Origin of the sequence: Paenirhodobacter huangdaonensis, from assembly GCF_004022465.1 — a bacterium.
Lineage (GTDB): Bacteria > Pseudomonadota > Alphaproteobacteria > Rhodobacterales > Rhodobacteraceae > Rhodobacter > Rhodobacter huangdaonensis.
The window spans coordinates 1-1354 of the sequence record NZ_SAVA01000031.1; the positions used below are offsets into that span (position 1 = coordinate 1).

The 1354-nt window shown below is 68.2% G+C and carries 2 protein-coding genes; both read left to right on the forward strand.

The features are described 5' to 3' along the window. On the forward strand, positions 1 to 543 hold a 543-nt coding region (locus EOW66_RS20250; protein WP_164881217.1), incomplete at its 5' end, for a CoA transferase subunit A. Beyond that, positions 543 to 1187, forward strand: coding sequence for a 3-oxoacid CoA-transferase subunit B (locus EOW66_RS20255; protein ID WP_128158085.1), 645 nt, complete (start codon positions 543 to 545; stop codon positions 1185 to 1187). The genes EOW66_RS20250 and EOW66_RS20255, both read left to right, overlap by 1 nt. The last annotated feature ends 167 nt before the right edge of the window (positions 1188 to 1354 follow it).

Here is a 1354-nt window from a genome sequence, read left to right on the forward strand (position 1 = left end):
TGCGGCGTCGACGGCTTCGGCCTCGGCAAGCTGCTCGACACCCGGCAGATCCGCAAGATGATCTCGTCCTATGTCGGCGAGAACGCGGAATTCATGCGGCAATATCTGTCGGGCGAGCTCGAGCTCGAGTTCAACCCGCAAGGCACGCTCGCCGAGCGGATGCGGGCCGGCGGCGCGGGGATCCCGGGCTTCTACACCAAGACCGGCGTCGGCACGGTGGTCGCCGAGGGCAAGGAGCACAAGGACTTCGACGGCGTGACCTATATCCTCGAGCGTGGCATCGTCGCCGATGTCTCGATCGTCAAGGCCTGGAAGGCGGACGAGAGCGGCAACGCGATCTTCCGCAAGACCGCGCGCAACTTCAACCCGCCGGCGGCGATGTGCGGGCGGGTCTGCGTGATGGAGGTCGAGGAGATCGTGCCGACCGGCGCGCTCGACCCCGACCTGATCCATCTGCCCGGGATCTACGTGCACCGGCTGATCCAGGGCGACCACGAGAAACGCATCGAACAGCGCACCGTGCGCAAGCGGGAGGCAATGTGATGGCCGAGGTGGTGACGGGCTGGGACCGCAACCAGATGGCCGCGCGGGCGGCGAAGGAGCTGCACGACGGCACCTATGTGAACCTCGGCATCGGCATCCCGACGCTGGTGCCGAACTTCATCCCCAGGGGGGTGAACGTGACGCTGCAGTCGGAAAACGGCATGCTCGGCATGGGCCCCTTCCCCTATGAGGGCGACGAGGACCCGGATCTGATCAACGCCGGCAAGCAGACGATCACCGAGCTGCCGCAGACCGCCTATTTCGACAGCGCCACCTCCTTCGGGATGATCCGCGGCGGCAAGATCGCGATGGCGATCCTCGGCGCGATGGAAGTGTCGGAAAAGGGCGATCTGGCGAACTGGATGATCCCGGGCAAGCTGGTCAAGGGCATGGGCGGCGCGATGGATCTCGTCGCCGGCGTCAAGCGCGTCGTCGTGGTGATGGACCACACCAACAAGCACGGCGAGTCGAAGGTGCTGAAGGCCTGCACGCTGCCGCTGACCGGCCAGGGCGTGGTCGACCGGATCATCACCAATCTCGGCGTGCTCGACGTGACGCACAAGGGGCTGCACATCGTCGAGCTCGCCGACGGCGTGAGCGAGGCGCAGCTGCGCGCCGCGACCGAGGCGACGATCGTCGACTGACGCGCCCCGCCGCACCCACACCCGCAAGGCCCCGCGCCCCCGCGGGGCCTTCGCCCGTTCCGGCCCCCGGCCCCGTTCCGGCCCCCGCCCCCTCCTGTCCCTCCCCGGCTTCCAATCGCCCGAAATATCCCGGGGGTGAGGCCGAAGGCCGAGGGGGCAGCGCCCCC